The organism is Sphingorhabdus sp. (genome assembly GCF_023910635.1).
GTDB lineage: Bacteria > Pseudomonadota > Alphaproteobacteria > Sphingomonadales > Sphingomonadaceae > Sphingorhabdus_B.
Genome location: NZ_JAAVVZ010000014.1, coordinates 22,649 through 39,576, shown reverse-complemented (window position 1 = coordinate 39,576; position 16,928 = coordinate 22,649). Strand labels below are relative to the sequence as shown.

The following is a 16,928-nucleotide window of genomic DNA, read 5'->3' as shown; positions in this document are numbered from 1 at the left end:
ACATGTTATGCGGCGCTTGTCAGGCGGAGGAAGACGTCTTCTAGGTCAGCCTCCTTGGTGGTTACGTCGACGATGCCCAACCCAAGGCCTTGGATCACTAAAAGCACTTCGCCTGCATTCATGCGGTCTTTATTGTAGGTAATCTCAACCGTGCGTTCGCCAAGCAGCTCTGTCTTTTCAAAGGCTTCATGCGTTGGCGCACTGGTTACATCGCGGTCCAGCGTTAAAACCACCGCCTTCTCACGCGCCATGCCGACCAGTTCGCGCGTCGGCTTGTTGGCAATCAACTGCCCATGGTTGATGATCGCAATACGGTCGCACAATTGCTCGGCTTCTTCGAGATAATGGGTGGTGAGCACAACCGTTACGCCTTGGCGGTTCAGTTCCTGCACATAATCCCATAATTGCTGACGCAGTTCGATATCAACACCCGCCGTCGGTTCATCAAGTACGATCACGGGCGGCGCATGAACCATGGCTTTGGCGACCAGCAAGCGACGCTTCATGCCGCCCGACAGGGTCCGCGCATAGGCATCGGCCTTGTCCTCCAACCTGACGGCTTTCAACAATTCCATCGTCCGCCGCTTTGACTTGGGCACACCATAAAGCCCCGCTTGCAATTCAAGCGCTTCTTTGGGTGTAAAGAACGGGTCGAACATAATTTCCTGTGGCACAATACCAATGGACGCCTTCGCGTTGCGCGGATGGGCGTCGATGTCGAACCCCCATATCGACGCGCTGCCCGATGTCTTCATCACCAGCCCGGCCAAGATGTTAATCAACGTAGATTTGCCAGCGCCATTGGGCCCAAGAAGGCCGAAAATCGACCCTTGCGCAACGTCAAAACTGACATCGCTTAACGCTTGTTTTCCCCCTGCATATTTTTTGGAAAGGTTATGGATTGAGATAGCTTGTTCAGACATGTCTGTTCGATAGCGAACGCATGGTGCCAGCGCAATCACATGGAACCCATCCGCTGGAATTTCGTGACCGCGCGATTATCGTTACTTCCCTATTTCTCAGCCGTTGCAGCCACGTTGCGGCTTTGCTAAGCGGCGCACATGAACAATTACGCCCCCGAAACAATCCGAGTCCGCGAATCGCGCGTCGCTTGCGACGGCAGTGGAGATATTCCCGCCGCATTGGGCCACCCCCGGGTCTGGCTTCAAATTGATGAAAAGGGCTATGTCGATTGCGGCTATTGCGACCGGCATTTTGTGCTTATCGGTGGCCCGGCGGATGATATTCCCGGTTAAACCCCACCCAAAGCGTTCTTAAACCGCCGTTCAGGCAGCATCCGAAAGATCCTGAAGCCGCGCACGGTCGCGTATGGAAACGGTCCGGCGGTCTGGCAGATGGATGACACCATCGGCTTTTAATCTGGAAAACTGACGGCTTACGGTTTCAATCCTTAGCCCTAGAACGTCGCCAATTTGCTGGCGATCAAGCGGCAATTCAAATGCGTCCAATGCACCTTTGTCAACCTTGCAGCCCGTTTCGCCGAGCCGAACAGACATTTCGAGCAACAAAGTCGCGATCCGTTCCGTCGCGGTTTTCTTGCCGAGCAGCAGCATCCATGCATGCGCACGATCAAGTTCATTCAACGTCCGGCGCAGCAACTTATGCTCCAGATCTGGATGCTGACGCGCGAAGCTGTCAAAGGTAGATCGCGAGAAAATGCACAATTCGGCGTCGGTTAGCGCGGTCACGCTATACGGGCTTTGCTGGCCAAAGGGCCGACCAATAAAGTCCGATGAAAAAACAATCCCTACAATCTGCTCGCGGCCATTGGACATGCTCATCGAAACCTTCAGCACGCCTTCGATGACATTGGCGACGACGACGGCGTCATCACCTTCCCAAAATATGGTTTGCCCCTTGGAAACTTTTTGCTTTCGGCCCAGTCGACCCAGTAGATCAAGCTCGTCTGTTTCGAGCCCGGCGCAAATTGCGCGGTTCCTTACAATACATTGGGAGCAATCTTCCATGCTCTTATCATAGCCAATGCTGCAAAGCGCGGCAACTGCTCAAAGCACGTCTGCTTAACGTCAGTCTGTTGCTCTTTTACGGATCGTGCTGCTGTCGGGGTTCGACCCCAATATCGCACAAGAAATATGGTAGCGAAGGAGGGACTTGAACCCCCGACCTATGGATTATGATTCCACCGCTCTAACCAGCTGAGCTACTTCGCCATCCTAGCGTGATTCCCAGCATTTGCGGGGAAGCACGCGGCGCTATAAGCGCGGGGGGTATATGGGTCAAGCATTGTCAGCCACGAAATGACCATCTTGCGATATGCTCCCATGGTCCATCGCGATAATAATGCGCGGATAGCCCCGAAATGGTGAGCGGACGCGGACGGAAGTTGTCCAACAGATGCGCGTGGAGTGCCTTTGCGACGGGCGGCTCCACCTTGTTCTGGACCGTGATGTGCAATCGGGGCTGCGCCTGATCTTGCGGGATCAACAGCCCGCGAAAACTGTCGGCCAACTCCTCCCGCAGGCTAAGCAATTCAGGACTATCGACACGAAATGCGACCGCCTTACCCAGCAGCATGATATCGCCCAGAAAGGCCACAGGCGCTGGATAATCCGCAACAAGCCCCGCCAAGCGCGATTTGATTTCGGGCAAATGGCTTGGCGGCAAATGGAGGAACAGGGTGATGTGCGCATCGACATGGTTGCGCTCTGCGGGAAAATGCGCGCGGCGTAGGCCGTTTGCCCATGCTTGATCGGCCTTGCCCATGTCGGCGGTGATGATGATGGGTGCGGTCATGGGGTGGCTGCTAGCACGTGTTCATAGCAATGAAACAGCACATTAAAACCAGACGTCACCCCGAACTTGTTTCAGGGTCCATCGTGCCCCCTAAGCCATCGGTTGAGGAGCATGAATGGATCCTGAAACAAGTTCAGAATGACGTGCAGTGGAGGCACAAAAAAGCCGCCCTGTCTTGCAACAAGGCGGCGTTTTGTATGCAGCAATCGCACGCTTTATGCGTCGTCGCTTGCCTCAGCCGAAAGGCCAGCAGCTTCTGCAGCAGCCTTGGCAGCCGCTTGCTCTTCGCGGCGCTTTGCGTTGGCAGCCGCTTCGGCAGCATCGGCTGCGTCAGAGGCAACTTCGGCTTCAACCTGCGCTTCAATGACTTCAGCAGCGATCTCGGCCTGTTCGGCTTCGAACATCTGGTCAAGAACGTTAACGCCGTCCTTCTGCAACTCGGCTTCGTCGTCCGAACGGGCCACATTGACCTGAACATTGACGGTAACTTCGGGGTGCAGAACAACCTTGACGCCAAATACGCCAAGCGTTTTGATTGGGCGTTCAAGCACGATCATGTTCTTGGAAACCTTGGCGTCCTGGGCGACCAGACCGTCCACGATATCCTTGACCGAGACCGAACCGTAAAGCTGGCCAGTTTGCGAAGCCGCACGGATCAGAACGATCTGCTTGCCTTCGACACTGCCCGACGCTTTTTGCGCTTCATCACGGCGGCTTGCGTTATCGCTTTCGATTTTCGCGCGATTGGCTTCGAAAACCTTGCGATTGGCTTCGTTTGCACGGAGCGCTTTTTTGTTTGGCAGCAAGAAGTTACGGGCATAGCCGTCCTTCACGGTGACAACGTCACCAATTGCACCCAGCTTTTCAACGCGTTCGAGAAGTATGATATCCATGTTTCGGCTCCTTACTTCACGATGTACGGCAGAAGGCCGATGTGACGGGCGCGCTTGATAGCTTGGCCCAGCTCACGCTGCTTCTTTGCCGAAACGGCGGTGATGCGCGATGGGACAATCTTGCCGCGCTCTGAAATATACCCCTGAAGCAGGCGTACATCTTTATAATCGATTTGCGGCGCGTCCTTACCCTGAAATGGGCAGGACTTGCGGCGACGGAAAAACGGACGTGCCATGATTTAAGCCTCCTGCTCTGCGCGCGGTGCGCGGTCTGGACGGTCGCCACGATCTGGACGAGGGGCACCGCGATCACGGTCGCCACCGCCAAAGCCGCCACGCTCACTGCGTTCGCTGCGCTCTGGACGGTCGCTCTTGCGCATCATGACCGACGGGCCGACTTCATGCTTGTCAACGCGGACAGTCATGTAACGAATGATATCTTCATTCATACGTGTCTGACGCTCAAGCTCAGCGATGGTATCGCCCGAAGCATCGATGTCGAGCATCACGAAATGCGCTTTGCGGTTTTTCTGAATTTTATAGGTCAATGTACGAAGACCCCAGGTTTCGGTCTTTACGACCTTGCCCTTATTGTCTTCTACAATCTTGGTGGCGTTTTCAGCCAGCGCATCAACTTGGGCCTGTGAAAGGTCCTGACGCGCCAAAAATACATGCTCGTACAGAGACATGGGCGTTTCCTTGTTCCTACCGATCGCTGACGCAGCACCATGCATACGCCCCTCCGGCCTTCTTCGATTTCATTCAGGCGAACCTGAGCGAAGTGGGGCGCTTAGGGGGGATTGGTGCGGAATGCAAGCGATTCGCCGGATTGCGAATAGGGGTGAACGCCCTAGCGCCCCAGCTCCTGCAATATGTCGACCGCAAACCCGCTCAACGTATCATCCCGTGCCCCCATGATCACAATCCGGTCGCCGGGCCTTGCGATTTCCAAAATACGCTCCCCGCAGTCTTCGCGCGAAGGGATATATTCGGCGTTACGGCCAGCTTTGGCCACTGCGTCGGTGATGCTTTGGCTGCCGATGCTTTTGTCCACGGTGCCGCCAAAATAGACGGGGTCGCAGAGGAGCAGATGGTCGTCCGCGCCAAGCATGTCCGCAAACACGCCAGCAAGTTCCGCGCCCATGACGCGGATGGGGCCGTAGCCATGCGGTTGGAAGAAGGCGATGATGCGGCCTGGAAACGCCCTCAACGTTGCCAGTGTCGCGGCAATTTTGTCCGGGTTATGGCCAAAATCGTCGATGACGGTGATGTCATTGGCCGAGCCGACAATGTCGAAACGGCGGGCAAGGCCGCAGAAGCTCTCTACGCTGCGCACGGCTTGCGCAACGGACACGCCAAGTGCGACGCTTGCGGCAATCGCGGCAAGCGCGTTAGCGATATTGTGTCTGCCCGGCACGATCAACGTCACGGCATGTGTTTCGCCCTCTGCGTGGAGGTTGAAGCGGCTGCCGAGCGGGAGGTCGGTGATGTCTGTTGCACGGAAGTCGGCGTGAGGGGAAAAACCGAAGCTTACTCCCCTCCCCTTCAGGGGAGGGGGGCTCGCCAGCTCTGTCCCCCGGACAGAGCAAAAGGGCGAGCCGGGTGGGGTGTTCCAGTCGGGCACGGTGCCTGACGGACAAACCCCACCCCCGTCCCCGTGGAGCCTCTCGGACCAGTCCGGGGGACTGGTCCCTCCACGCCTGAAGGGGAGGGGCGATAGCAGGGTCATCAACGCCAAAGTCTCCGCATCATCGGCGTTCCAGACACAGACTTTCGCCTTGCGCGCAAAGTCGCCGAACAACTGCCGCAATTCTTCTAAGCTTTTGTGATCAAGGCTGACATTGTTGAGGACCGCGACCTCGGGCGTGAACAAAGCGATGGAGCCATCGCTTTCGTCGACCTCCGAAACAAAGACACCGCCCTGCCCCACGCGCGCGCTGGCGAAGGGCGCATCATCGGCGACGAAATTTTTCATCACCGCGCCGTTCATGATCGTCGGGTCACGTCCAGCATCGGTCAATATCCAGCCGATCATGCCTGTCACCGTCGATTTGCCGCTGGTTCCGCCAACCGCAACGCTGCGCGGGGCGGCGTTGAACAGGTCGGCGAGCAATTGCGCGCGCGTCATGCGGGTGCAGCCAAGCGCCTTGGCCTTTGCAATATCGGGCACGCTGTCTTCAATTGCGGCGGAGGCAATGAGGATATGGTCGCCGCCAACAAGGCCGCTGCCGTCTTGCGGAAACAGGTCAATGCCCAAGCTTTGTAACCATTTGAACTTCGGTCCCAATCGGCCTTGGTCCAGCGCGCGATCGGAACCGGCGACACTTGCGCCCGCATCACGGACGATATTGGCCAAGGGCAACATGCCCGAACCACCAATGCCGCAGAAGAAATAGGATTTGTTTTTGTGCATCAGTGGCGGTTATGGCCGGAAGATGATTTTGGCAATGGTCCTATATATACAAAACTGCGTCACCCCCGCGAAGGCGGGGGACCAATGCCCGACCCGTCGAAACGTAACAGCCCGGCGTTGGATTCCCGCCGATGCGGGAATGACGCGTATTAGAGAGGCACGTAATATATGCGGATAGCTATCTGCGCGCCATCAACGCCATTTACGCGGGAGGACGCGGCGCGCGTTATTGCGCTTGCCGCAACCACGCACCCGACCGCTGAACTCAACTTTCACGACCAAAGTTTTGCAGAGGCTGGCCATTTCGCCGGTCCAGACGATATGCGCTGCGCCGCGTTTGTGGACCTTGCCAATGACACCAGCTTTGATGCGGTCTGGTTCGCGCGCGGTGGCTATGGGGCGTGCCGAATCGCCCAAGACGCCGTCGCGGCGCTAACATCGGCGGCGGCGGATAAAATCTATATGGGCTATAGCGACGCCGGCAATCTGCTTGGCGCATTGTACGCCGCAAAAATCGGCCATGTCTGCCATGGGCCAATGCCAGCCGATATCAGGCGCGTTGGCGGTGAGGCCGCCGTCCTGCGCGCACTCGACTGGATGCTGCACGCGTCGCCGCAGGCGCTTGAACCGCAACTGCAAGCAGGCACAAAATATGCGGCTTTCAATCTGATGACCTTGGCGATGATGGTCGGCACGCCGTTAATGCCCGACCTGAAAGACCATGTGTTGATGGTCGAGGAAATCAGCGAATATCTTTATGGCTATGATCGCGCGTTTTTCCATGTCACCAGCCATTTGCAAAACGCCCGATTGGCCGGATTGCGGCTTGGCCGCGTCAGCGATGTGCCTGTCAATGACCGCCCCTTTGGCGAAGATACCGAGGAAATCGCCAGGCGCTGGTGCGCAAAAACGGGGATCGATTATCTGGGCCGCGCGGATATTGGTCATGATGCTGACAATCGCATCGTGCCGTTCGGGCTTGCAACATTCAACGCCGCGCCATAGGCGAATTGCCGGAACACGGACGAACAGGAGCAGCTATGCGCGCATTTATTTTCCCCGGACAAGGCAGCCAAGCCGTTGGCATGGGCAAAGCGCTCGCCGAAGCCAGCCCAATTGCGCGCGCCGTGTTTGAGGAAGTCGATGAGGCGTTGGGCCAGCATCTTTTCCGCCTGATGTGCGAAGGACCAGAGAGCGACCTCATACTGACCGAGAATGCGCAGCCCGCGATCATGGCCAATGCCATCGCCACCTTGCGCGTTTTGGAAAAGGAAGGCGGCGTTCGCCTATCGGAAAAATGTAATTTCGTCGCTGGCCATTCCTTGGGCGAATATACCGCACTCTGCGCCGCTGGCGCATTGCCTTTGTCGGTGACCGCTGCGCTGCTGAAGCTGCGCGGGCGCGCGATGCAGGCGGCTGTGCCCGTCGGCGTCGGTGCGATGGCCGCTTTGCTCGGCGCGGATATACAAAAAGCCGAAAGCCTTGCCCTTGCGGCTGCCGAAGGGGAAACCTGCACCGTCGCCAATGACAATGACCCGTCGCAAGTCGTTATTTCCGGCCACAAAGGCGCGATTGACCGGGCGATTGCATTGGCGAAGGACCATGGCATCAAACGCGGCATATTGTTGCCCGTATCTGCACCCTTTCACTGTCCGTTGATGCAACCCGCCGCCGATGACATGGCAAGCGCACTTGCGACGACGACCATCCACGCGCCATTGGTGCCGTTATTCGCTAACGTCACCGCTGCGCCGGTATCCGACCCCGACACCATATCCCGGCAATTGGTGCAGCAGGTCACTGGCCGGGTCCGCTGGCGCGAGTCGGCGATTGCCATGGCGGAGGCCGGCGTTACCCATTTTGCAGAGTTTGGCGGGAAGATACTGTCGCCCATGGTAAAGCGCAGCGCGGGCGAAGACATCACCACATCAAGCGTCATCAGCATGGATGACATCGAAGCCTTATTGAAAGCGATTTAATGAACGACCAAATTCTCCAGTCGCGCGATGGTGGCATATTGACCATCACGCTGAATATGCCCGAAAAGCGTAACCCGATTTCGGATGTGTCTGTCGTCGAACAGTTGTGCGATGCATTCATGGCAGCGGATCAGGACATGTCCGTGCGCTGCGTCATCCTGACAGGCGCAGGAACGGTGTTTTCCTCCGGCGGTGACTTAAAACAAATGCGTCCGGATAGCGGTGGCTTGCGTGCAGGATTGCCCGCAGAAACCCGGCGCAACTACAAATATGGTATCCAGCGTCTGCCGCTGATGCTCCAAGCGCTTGAGGTTCCGGTCATCGCGGCGGTCAACGGCGCGGCCATTGGTGCAGGGCTTGACCTTAGCACGATGTGCGACATCCGGATTGCCGCGTCTTCGGCCAAATTTGCCGAAAGCTTTGTGCGGTTGGGCATTACGCCGGGCGACGGTGGCGCATGGCTGTTGCCGCGCATCGTCGGTTTTTCAAAAGCGACAGAACTTGCCTTGACCGGCGAAACCATCGACGCTGCCGAAGCGTTGCGTATCGGGCTGGTTACGCAAGTGGTGGATGATGCCGACCTGATGACCGCCGCGCGCGCCATTGCGGACAAAATTGCCGCAAACCCGCCACATGCCGTCCGCATGACGAAGCGCCTGTTGCGCGAAGGGCAGACGGCGGACCTTAAAAATATCCTCGAAATGTCCGCCGCGATGCAAAGCCTTGCCCACGCCACCGCGGACAATGACGAAGCGATCACCGCGTTTCTGGAAAAGCGCGCACCCGAATTTAAGGGAGAATGATATGTTTGATCTAACCGGCATGACTGCGCTTGTTACTGGCGCTTCGGGCGGGATTGGCAGTGCCATCTGTCACGCGCTGGCGGCGCAAGGCGCGCGGCTTGCGGTGTCCGGCTCCAACGTGGAAAAGCTTGAAGCATTCCGAGCATCCTTAGGTGGCGATCATGTTGCGGTTCCCTGCGACTTGGGTGACAAGGACAGCGTTGAGGCGTTGGTTCCCGCTGCGCTCCAGAAACTCGGCCAGATCGACATTCTTGTGAACAACGCCGGCGTTACACGCGACAATTTGACGATGCGTATGAAGGATGAGGAATGGGAAGACGTCATCCGCATCAACCTTGAGGCAACATTTCGTCTGATACGCGCCGCTTCGAAACCAATGATGAAAGCGCGCTTTGGCCGTATCATTAGCATCACCAGCGTCGTCGGCACCACGGGCAACCCTGGCCAGGCCAATTACGCCGCGTCCAAAGGCGGCCTTACGGCGATGACAAAAGCAATCGCGCAGGAACTCGCCAGCCGCAATGTGACGGCCAACTGCGTCGCACCAGGCTTCATCGCCACCGCAATGACCGAAAGCCTACCTGAAGCGCAAAAAGAGGCGCTGAATGCGCGTATTCCGATGGGCCGTATGGGCGAAGGCGCAGACATTGGTACCGCCGTTGCTTATCTCGCGTCAAGAGAAGCGGGTTATGTTACGGGCCAGACAATCCATGTAAATGGCGGCATGGCGATGCTTTAATGCATAAGCGTCGCTTGCCACTTGCCAGCGGCTATTCTGCACATTAGGGCGATATCTGAAATTCATCCTCCCAACCAATAAGGGGCACAAAAATGAGCGATACCGCAGAACGGGTCAAAAAAATCGTCGTCGAACATCTGGGCGTTGAAGCCGATAAGGTCACAGAAGCTGCAAGCTTCATTGATGATCTGGGCGCAGATAGCCTTGATATCGTTGAATTGGTTATGGCGTTTGAAGAAGAATTCAACGTCGAAATCCCCGACGATGCTGCTGAAAAGATTGCGACCGTCAAGGACGCGATCGATTTCATCAACAGCAACGGCTAAGCCGTTACGCGCGATGATGCGCGGTCAGATAAAAAATCAAACGGCTTTCCGACCGGCGTTAAGTGCGCTTCTGTCGGAAAGCCGTTTGCTTTTTGGCCCCTGTTCGCAGTAATGGGCCGTAAAGATTAGCTTTTGGAGATAACGCAATGCGTCGTGTCGTGGTCACTGGATTAGGTCTGGTTACACCCTTGGGTGCAGATGTTGAAACCACTTGGTCCAACCTCATTGCCGGAAAATCCGGTGCTGGCATGATTACGCATTTCGACGCCAGCAACCAGAAATGCCTGATCGCATGCGAGGTGAAGGGCAAGGACCATCCATGGGGCTTTGACCCCGATAAGCGCGTGGACCACAAGGTCCAACGTCAGGTCGACCCCTTTATCATTTATGGCATTGATGCCGCTGGCCAAGCATTGGAAGATGCTGGCCTCACCGAATTGACCGAAGAACAAAAAGTGCGCGCTGGCTGCTCCATCGGGTCCGGGATCGGCGGTCTACCCGGCATTGAAAGCGAAGCATTGCTGCTGGCGGAAAAAGGCCCTGGCCGCGTGAGCCCGCATTTCGTGCATGGCCGCTTGATCAACCTGATCTCGGGCCAAGTCAGCATAAAATATGGCCTAAAAGGCCCCAATCACGCAGTCGTCACCGCTTGCTCCACAGGCGCACACTCGATTGGTGATGCCGCCCGCATGATCCGCGATGATGATGCCGACATCATGGTCGCTGGCGGTTCAGAAGGCACCATCAACCCGCTGGGCATCGCAGGCTTTGCACAGGCTCGCGCTCTCAATATGAGCTATAACGACCGTCCAGAGGCCGCCAGCCGCCCTTATGACAAGGACCGCGACGGTTTCGTGATGGGTGAAGGCGCAGGCGTCGTTGTTTTGGAAGAATATGAACATGCCAAGGCGCGCGGCGCGAAGATCTACGCCGAAGTCGTCGGCTATGGCTTGTCGGGCGATGCCTATCACGTAACTGCGCCGCATCCCGAAGGTGACGGCGCGTTTCGATCCATGCAGATGGCGCTGAAAAAAGCCGGCATGACGCCCGCTGATATTGATTATATCAACGCGCATGGCACATCGACCATGGCCGATACAATCGAGCTAGGCGCGGTAAAGCGCTTATTTGGTGACGCCATGGCAAATGTGTCGATGAGCTCGACCAAATCCGCCATCGGCCATTTGCTGGGCGGCGCTGGCGCGGTGGAGAGCATTTTCTGCATCCTCGCGCTGCGTGACCAAATTGTGCCGCCGACGCTCAATCTCGACAACCCAGATGAAGGCACAGAAGGCGTTGACCTTGTCCCACATGTCGCCAAGAAACGCGAAGTGAAGGCGGTTTTGAACAACAGCTTCGGCTTTGGCGGGACGAACGCCAGCCTCATCATGAAATTGGCTGAATAAACGAACGTGATAGCCCAATCGCATATCTCTCATTTTGTCATTCCCGCGCACGCGGGCACTGACGGCGGGAATGAGAAGGGTTAATTGTGGCGAAACGGTATGGGAAACAGGCCAATCACCGCCTCGCCAAATGGGCGGTCGTTGCGGCGGCGCTGCTGCTGGCGGTAATCGCTGGTAACTTTATTTACGGATGGACTGCGCCCGGGCCGCTGGAGCGCGCGGCGACTGTAATCATTAAGCCGGGGTCAAGCATGATGTCGGCTGCACGGCAGCTTGAGAAAAGCGGTGCGGTCAAATCCGCGGACGCATTTGTGAGCCGGGCAAAGATATTTGGCGCGTCTAACACCATCAAGGCAGGCGAATTTGTCATTCCGGCAAAGGCCTCCAATTCCGATATATTGTCCATCCTGACAGATGGGAAAACCGTGCAACGCATGGTCACCATTCCCGAAGGCATGCCTTCGATCATGGTGTACGAACGCCTTATGGCCAATGACCAGCTCACCGGGAACATTTCCATACCCGCCGAGGGTTCGGTTTTGCCCGATAGCTACGCCTTTGACAAAAACGAACCGCGCGCTGCTGTCCTGAAACGCATGCAGGACGCCATGACAAAAACAATGGCCGAGTTGTGGCCAGAGCGCAGCCCGAACACGATGGTTAAAACGCCATTAGAGGCGCTTACGCTTGCGTCGATTGTCGAAAAGGAAACGGCGCTCAAATCCGAATTGCGCATTGTCTCCGGTGTCTATTCCAATCGTTTACGTATTGGGATGCGGCTGCAGGCCGACCCGACTATTATTTACCCGATCACAAAGGGCAAGTCGCTTGGCCGACGCATTCGCAAATCCGAAATCCGGGACGTGAACGACTATAACACTTACGCTATGGCTGGCCTGCCGAAAGGGCCAATCGCCAACCCGTCACGCGCCGCCATTGCCGCCGTTCTAAACCCGCAAAGGACGACCGCTTTATACTTCGTTGCCGATGGCAAGGGCGGACATATTTTCGCCGACACGTTGCAAGAACATAATGCCAATGTCGCAAAATGGTATGCCCTGCGCCGCCAGCGTGGGGAAATGTAAAGCTTCAATTGAAAGGCAAAATATTTCGTCTTTGACCCCGCTTTACACCAATATGACGAAACGTTCCGCGCATTTTGACTTGCAATGTAGGATTTGGCGAGTCACCTTATCCCACAGATATCGTGAACCGCCCAGAGGCTGCAAGGGCATGCAATCAGCCACTTTAGCCTGCTTTTGCATGCGTTTTAGGTGAGACCTTAGTGTGACTTTTGGCGCTGCCCTTGTTGCCTTCACTGCCTAGGGTCAGGACCTAGATTAAGGCTCCACAATGTTGAATGCACCCGGCATCGGGTCAAGCGCCGCCTGAAGCTTTTCAATCGCCGCCCTGTCGCCGTCGATTTTCAGACCAGCGGCCTGCAACTGCGCTGCCGGCATTTTCAGGAACAATAAGGCCAGAAACAATTGGCGCGGGCCAGTGACCGTCACATTAGGCGCAGCGTGGACCTTACCCATTTCACTGAACATCACCGAATTGCCAACGGTTACTTTCGCGGTCTCTTTTCGGTCCGAAATCACGAAATTCAGGGTCAGCGCGGCATTGCCAATGACATTCGGGTCCAGCCGGGTCGACACCGAATCCAACAACAACCCAGTTGGTATCGCCGAAATCATGTCGATGCTTTGCGCGTTAATGCCTGCCTTCATGCCTGCACGCAGTTCGCGCGCGCCCGTCAGGAACATGTTGCGCCAGATCGCGGATTCCGACTGATAGCCTTGCTGTTCATAGCTGTCGGCAAGCAAAGCCCGCCCCTCGGCATTTTTGGGTTCGGCAAAGACGAGTTGGTTCAACAGGTCGGATGACCAGCGATAGTCCCCCGCTTTCATCGCCTTTTTCGCCTCTGCCAAAACCTTCTTCGCGCCGCCCATAGCCGCGACCATTTTGCCCGCGCGAATCTCCGGCGGATGCGGGTTAAGATTGGCGGGGACGGCATCATACCAACCCAGATAATATTGATAGATCGCCTTCGAATTATGGCTGTAGGTGCCGTAATAGCCCTTGTTAAACCATTGGTCGCCAATCGCTGGCGGTGCCTTTAAAACTTCCGCGATCTCGGCTTGAGTCATGCCCTTGTTCATCATGCGCACCGTTTGGTCGTGCATATACCGATAATTGTCGCGCTGCCCCGCCAGCCAGCCCTTGACCTCCGACTGGCCAAAGCGCGGCCAGCAATGGCTTGAGGCAATAACGTCGCTCCGCTCGCCATATAGGTTGACAGCTTCGTTCAGAAACCCGGACCAGCTCAACGTATCACGCACTTTCGCGCCGCGCGGGGTCAGGATGTTGTGCAGGGTGCATGTTGCGATTTCAGCGGCCAGAAACGTACGCGCCGCTGGCAGATAGACGTTCATTTCGGCCGGTGCTTCCGTGTTCGGCACCATTTGGAACTCCAACGTCACGCCGTCGACTTCGCGTTGTTCGCCAGTTTTGCGAATGTCGATTGTGGGCGGGATCAGCGTGATGTCACCCCCGCCAATGCCTTTGCCGATGCCACTGCCCATTTGCCCTTGCGGACCAGGCGTCAGGTTACTGCCAAATTGAAACGTCGCGCGCCTGCCCATTGCAGGACCGGCCATGACATTTTCAGACGCCGTCTCGGCAAGGAAATGCTCCGGCGCAAGGATCGCAACCTTACCCGCCTTTACGTCGGCCTCATTGATGATCCCGCGCACACCGCCGAAATGGTCGCCATGGCTGTGGCTATAGATGACCGCAGTGACTGGCCGCACGCCCAGCTTTTCATTCACCAGTTTCAGCGCCGCCGCCGCAGTATCCCGGCTGGTCAGCGGATCGATGATGATCCAACCCGTTTGGCCTTTGATCACCGTCATGTTCGACACGTCAAAGCCGCGCACTTGCCAGACATTGTCCGTCAGCGCATACAACCCATGTTTACGCAACAGGCCCATATGCCGCCACAGGCTTGGGTTCACCGTATCGGGTGATTGGCCATCCACCATCCAGTCATAAGCGCCAAGGTTCCAGACAGGCTTGCCGTCTTTGTTGGTGATGACGGGGTCGGACAAAGTGCCGATAAAACCCCTGTCCGCAAAATCGAGATCACGGCCATCTTCGGTAGGAAGCTGCGCCGCGACGCTGCGTTGCGCGGCGACCGTCGCATCAGATGCTGGCTTTGCGTCTTGTGCCCACGCGCCTGTTGCCGACGCCGTGCTCAATAACGCTGCCCATAAAATCTTGTGCATCTTGTTCTCCCCCATATTTTGACGGCACGATGCAGCATTAGACGCTGCGGGTAAATCCGCTATTTAAGTTTCAAACATCCCATCACAGGAAACTGTAAGGATCGACATCGACCCCAACCCGCACGCCGCGTGGGAATTGTAAGCCGCCAAGCCATTCACGGATGATATTCTGCACCTCGACCGAGCGCTGGGCATGCACCAAAAGGCGCTGTCGATAACGACCACGCAACATGGCGAGCGGTGCTGGCGCAGGGCCGTAGACATGCATTCCGTCCACCTGCGGTGCAGCCCCACCCACGGCGCGCGCCGCCTCAATGGCTTCGCGTTCATCTTCGGACGAAATAATGATCGCCGCAAAACGCCCGAACGGTGGCGCACCAGCGGATTTGCGTTGCTCGGTTTCGGCATCATAAAATGCATCGCGGTCACCGGCGACCAAGGCGGCGATGACGGGATGATTGGGATTGCGTGTCTGGATGAACACCTCGCCCGGCTTTTCGCCGCGCCCTGCCCGGCCAGCGGCCTGCGCAATTTGCTGGAAGGTGCGTTCGGCGGCCCGCAAATCCCCGCCCTCAAGCCCTAGATCGGCGTCGATCACCCCGACCAAAGTCAGTTCGGGAAAATGATAGCCCTTCGTCACCAATTGCGTGCCGATGATGATGTCCACCGCCTTATTCTCGACACGTGACACAAACTCCGCCGCCTTCTCCGGCGACCATAAAGTGTCCGATGTCGCAACGATGGTCCGCGCATTCGGCAGCAGGCGGTTCACCTCGTCACTGATGCGTTCAACGCCCGGGCCACAGGCAACCAGAGTATCGCTTTCGCCGCATTCAGGACATTCCTCCGGCGGCGGCATGACATGGCCGCAATGGTGGCAGGCAAGCCGTCGCACGAGGCGGTGTTCGACCATCCAGCTTGTGCAGTTGGGGCATTGGAACCGGTGGCCACAGGTCCGACACAAGGTCAAAGGCGCATAGCCACGACGGTTCAGGAACAACAGGCTCTGTTCGCCGCGTTCGACGCGTTCTTCCAATGCCTTTAGCAAAGTCGGCGCGATCCAATGCTGTGATTCGGGCGCGTCGAGCGTCAGGTCGATGGCCTTGATCTCGGGCATCTTGGCCGCGCCAAAGCGCGACGGAATTTCGAGGGCTTTGTAGCGGCCAATGGCCACCATATGCCGCGATTCCAACGCTGGCGTTGCCGATGCCAGCACCACCGGAAATCCTTCAAAATGGCCCCGCATGACGGCAACATCGCGGGCATGATAGCGCACGCCATCTTCCTGTTTAAAACTGGTCTCATGCGCCTCATCAACGATAATCAGGCGCAAATTGGCAAAGGGAAGGAAAAGCGCCGAGCGGGCGCCCACCAGCACCTTTGCGCTGCCATCGGCGACAGCACGCCAGACACGGCGGCGCTGGGTGGATCGCAAATTGCTGTGCCAGACCGCTGGCTCGACGCCAAAGCGGGCCTCGAAGCGGGCAAGGAATGGCGCGGTTAGCGCGATTTCGGGAAGAAGCACCAGAACCTGTTTGCCTAGCCGTAACGCCTCGGCCACCGCCTCAAAATAGGTTTCGGTTTTGCCTGATCCTGTGACGCCATCGAGGACGAATGTGTCAAAGCCGCCTTTGCGAACCGCATCGACCATGCTGTTTGCTGCCAATTGCTGCGCATCGTTCAATTTTGGCGTGTCAAAGTCTGCCAGTGGTTCGGGCAGCGGCGAATCGACGCTGATGGTAACCGTTTCAAACGCGCCGGCTTTGATCAGCCCGCGAATGACGGCGTCGCTGACGCCAGCTTCTGCCGCTAGCTCGCGCACAAGACCTTGCGCGCCCTCCAAAGCGTCGAGCGCAGCCGCGCGTTGTGGTGTCAGCCGCGCAGGCTCAAACCCGGTACGGCGATATTCGGTAATGGTTCCCGTCGCCGTGAACGCAGCCGAAGACGACAATACCATGCGCAAGACCGCCGCATGGCTCGTGAGATAATAATCCGCTACCCAGTTGACCAGGCGACGCAAGCCCAGCGCAACCGGCGGACAATCAACAATTTCAAGTACCGCGCGAAGTCTGCTGGCATCTACCGCCGCATCGCCGAAAACATCATCATCCCAGATCACGCCAGGCAATTTGCGAGGGCCAAGTGGCACCATCACAACGCTGCCCGGCCCTGCGATCATATCATCGGGCAGCCGATAATCGAGCGGACCAATCGCTTGCGTCAACAAGACAACACGGACGCGGTTATTGGGCAAGCTCATGACGCGGGTATAGGCAATGATGCGGCGAACGTCACCATCTGGATGAT

General features: G+C 57.1%; 17 protein-coding genes and 1 tRNA gene. 8 read left to right on the top strand and 10 right to left on the bottom strand.

Features of this window, described 5'->3' with window-relative positions:
• Positions 1 to 5: 5 nt before the first annotated feature.
• A complete protein-coding gene (locus tag HEQ34_RS09525) occupies positions 6 to 923 on the bottom strand; it encodes an ABC transporter ATP-binding protein (protein WP_296199965.1) in 918 nt (305 codons plus the stop codon).
• A 138-nt stretch (positions 924 to 1,061) separates the two neighbouring features.
• Here HEQ34_RS09525 and HEQ34_RS09520 point away from each other — a divergent pair, with 138 nt between their 5' ends.
• Positions 1,062 to 1,256 carry a zinc-finger domain-containing protein gene (locus HEQ34_RS09520; RefSeq protein WP_296199964.1) on the top strand — a complete coding sequence of 65 codons (195 nt, stop codon included), beginning with the start codon at positions 1,062 to 1,064 and terminating at the stop codon, positions 1,254 to 1,256.
• Positions 1,257 to 1,286: 30 nt separating this feature from the next.
• On the opposite strand, the gene HEQ34_RS09515 is transcribed toward HEQ34_RS09520, so the two are convergent.
• From HEQ34_RS09515 to HEQ34_RS09485, 7 genes are all read right to left on the bottom strand, one after another.
• The gene (locus tag HEQ34_RS09515; RefSeq protein ID WP_296199963.1) at positions 1,287 to 1,988 is read right to left on the bottom strand and encodes a Crp/Fnr family transcriptional regulator; all 702 of its coding nucleotides are present in this window, start codon (positions 1,986 to 1,988) and stop codon (positions 1,287 to 1,289) included.
• Positions 1,989 to 2,115: 127 nt separating this feature from the next.
• Positions 2,116 to 2,192, bottom strand: a tRNA-Met gene (locus HEQ34_RS09510).
• Between the two features lie 76 nt (positions 2,193 to 2,268).
• A complete protein-coding gene (locus HEQ34_RS09505) occupies positions 2,269 to 2,775 on the bottom strand; it encodes a 2'-5' RNA ligase family protein (RefSeq protein ID WP_296199962.1) in 507 nt (168 codons plus the stop codon).
• Positions 2,776 to 2,990: 215 nt separating this feature from the next.
• Positions 2,991 to 3,668 (bottom strand): 50S ribosomal protein L9, encoded by a 678-nt coding sequence (gene rplI, locus HEQ34_RS09500; RefSeq protein ID WP_296199961.1) that lies wholly within the window; start codon positions 3,666 to 3,668, stop codon positions 2,991 to 2,993.
• Positions 3,669 to 3,679: 11 nt separating this feature from the next.
• On the bottom strand, positions 3,680 to 3,904 hold the full coding sequence (rpsR, locus tag HEQ34_RS09495) for a 30S ribosomal protein S18 (RefSeq protein ID WP_125229746.1): 225 nt from the start codon (positions 3,902 to 3,904) through the stop codon (positions 3,680 to 3,682).
• A 3-nt stretch (positions 3,905 to 3,907) separates the two neighbouring features.
• The gene (rpsF, locus tag HEQ34_RS09490) at positions 3,908 to 4,357 is read right to left on the bottom strand and encodes a 30S ribosomal protein S6 (RefSeq protein ID WP_296199960.1); all 450 of its coding nucleotides are present in this window, start codon (positions 4,355 to 4,357) and stop codon (positions 3,908 to 3,910) included.
• Between the two features lie 161 nt (positions 4,358 to 4,518).
• Complete coding sequence (locus tag HEQ34_RS09485; RefSeq protein WP_296199959.1) at positions 4,519 to 6,081, bottom strand: Mur ligase family protein; 1,563 nt, start codon at positions 6,079 to 6,081, stop codon at positions 4,519 to 4,521.
• 168 nt (positions 6,082 to 6,249) lie between these two features.
• Between HEQ34_RS09485 and HEQ34_RS09480 the strand changes: the two genes are divergently transcribed.
• The 7 genes from HEQ34_RS09480 (at position 6,250) to mltG (ending at position 12,419) form a co-directional block, all read left to right on the top strand.
• Positions 6,250 to 7,086: an LD-carboxypeptidase gene (locus HEQ34_RS09480; protein ID WP_296199958.1), complete on the top strand. Its 837-nt coding sequence runs from the start codon at positions 6,250 to 6,252 to the stop codon at positions 7,084 to 7,086.
• 35 nt (positions 7,087 to 7,121) lie between these two features.
• The gene (gene fabD / locus HEQ34_RS09475; protein WP_296199957.1) at positions 7,122 to 8,060 is read left to right on the top strand and encodes an ACP S-malonyltransferase; all 939 of its coding nucleotides are present in this window, start codon (positions 7,122 to 7,124) and stop codon (positions 8,058 to 8,060) included.
• Entirely contained in the window at positions 8,060 to 8,863 is an 804-nt protein-coding gene (locus HEQ34_RS09470; protein ID WP_296199956.1) for a crotonase/enoyl-CoA hydratase family protein, read from the top strand. Before fabD ends, HEQ34_RS09470 begins: the two co-directional genes overlap by 1 nt.
• 1 nt (position 8,864) lies before the next feature.
• Positions 8,865 to 9,602 carry a 3-oxoacyl-[acyl-carrier-protein] reductase gene (gene fabG, locus HEQ34_RS09465; RefSeq protein WP_296199955.1) on the top strand — a complete coding sequence of 246 codons (738 nt, stop codon included), beginning with the start codon at positions 8,865 to 8,867 and terminating at the stop codon, positions 9,600 to 9,602.
• Between the two features lie 92 nt (positions 9,603 to 9,694).
• Positions 9,695 to 9,928: an acyl carrier protein gene (locus tag HEQ34_RS09460; protein ID WP_125229739.1), complete on the top strand. Its 234-nt coding sequence runs from the start codon at positions 9,695 to 9,697 to the stop codon at positions 9,926 to 9,928.
• Positions 9,929 to 10,074: 146 nt separating this feature from the next.
• Positions 10,075 to 11,334: a beta-ketoacyl-ACP synthase II gene (fabF, locus tag HEQ34_RS09455; protein WP_296199954.1), complete on the top strand. Its 1,260-nt coding sequence runs from the start codon at positions 10,075 to 10,077 to the stop codon at positions 11,332 to 11,334.
• A 155-nt stretch (positions 11,335 to 11,489) separates the two neighbouring features.
• Entirely contained in the window at positions 11,490 to 12,419 is a 930-nt protein-coding gene (gene mltG / locus HEQ34_RS09450) for an endolytic transglycosylase MltG (protein ID WP_296200002.1), read from the top strand.
• A gap of 255 nt (positions 12,420 to 12,674) precedes the next feature.
• On the opposite strand, the gene HEQ34_RS09445 is transcribed toward mltG, so the two are convergent.
• Positions 12,675 to 14,621, bottom strand: a complete 1,947-nt coding sequence (locus tag HEQ34_RS09445; protein ID WP_296199953.1) for an alkyl sulfatase dimerization domain-containing protein — start codon at positions 14,619 to 14,621, stop codon at positions 12,675 to 12,677.
• Positions 14,622 to 14,703: 82 nt separating this feature from the next.
• On the bottom strand, positions 14,704 to 16,881 hold the full coding sequence (locus HEQ34_RS09440) for a primosomal protein N' (protein ID WP_296200001.1): 2,178 nt from the start codon (positions 16,879 to 16,881) through the stop codon (positions 14,704 to 14,706).
• Positions 16,882 to 16,928 lie beyond the last annotated feature (47 nt).

Coding starts and splice junctions, on each gene's coding strand:
- HEQ34_RS09525 (WP_296199965.1), bottom strand. CDS start 923: ATGTCTGAACAAGCTATCTCAATCCATAACCTTTCCAAAAAATATGCA.
- HEQ34_RS09520 (WP_296199964.1), top strand. CDS start 1,062: ATGAACAATTACGCCCCCGAAACAATCCGAGTCCGCGAATCGCGCGTC.
- HEQ34_RS09515 (WP_296199963.1), bottom strand. CDS start 1,988: ATGGAAGATTGCTCCCAATGTATTGTAAGGAACCGCGCAATTTGCGCC.
- HEQ34_RS09505 (WP_296199962.1), bottom strand. CDS start 2,775: ATGACCGCACCCATCATCATCACCGCCGACATGGGCAAGGCCGATCAA.
- rplI (WP_296199961.1), bottom strand. CDS start 3,668: ATGGATATCATACTTCTCGAACGCGTTGAAAAGCTGGGTGCAATTGGT.
- rpsR (WP_125229746.1), bottom strand. CDS start 3,904: ATGGCACGTCCGTTTTTCCGTCGCCGCAAGTCCTGCCCATTTCAGGGT.
- rpsF (WP_296199960.1), bottom strand. CDS start 4,357: ATGTCTCTGTACGAGCATGTATTTTTGGCGCGTCAGGACCTTTCACAG.
- HEQ34_RS09485 (WP_296199959.1), bottom strand. CDS start 6,081: ATGCACAAAAACAAATCCTATTTCTTCTGCGGCATTGGTGGTTCGGGC.
- HEQ34_RS09480 (WP_296199958.1), top strand. CDS start 6,250: ATGCGGATAGCTATCTGCGCGCCATCAACGCCATTTACGCGGGAGGAC.
- fabD (WP_296199957.1), top strand. CDS start 7,122: ATGCGCGCATTTATTTTCCCCGGACAAGGCAGCCAAGCCGTTGGCATG.
- HEQ34_RS09470 (WP_296199956.1), top strand. CDS start 8,060: ATGAACGACCAAATTCTCCAGTCGCGCGATGGTGGCATATTGACCATC.
- fabG (WP_296199955.1), top strand. CDS start 8,865: ATGTTTGATCTAACCGGCATGACTGCGCTTGTTACTGGCGCTTCGGGC.
- HEQ34_RS09460 (WP_125229739.1), top strand. CDS start 9,695: ATGAGCGATACCGCAGAACGGGTCAAAAAAATCGTCGTCGAACATCTG.
- fabF (WP_296199954.1), top strand. CDS start 10,075: ATGCGTCGTGTCGTGGTCACTGGATTAGGTCTGGTTACACCCTTGGGT.
- HEQ34_RS09445 (WP_296199953.1), bottom strand. CDS start 14,621: ATGCACAAGATTTTATGGGCAGCGTTATTGAGCACGGCGTCGGCAACA.
- HEQ34_RS09440 (WP_296200001.1), bottom strand. CDS start 16,881: ATGAGCTTGCCCAATAACCGCGTCCGTGTTGTCTTGTTGACGCAAGCG.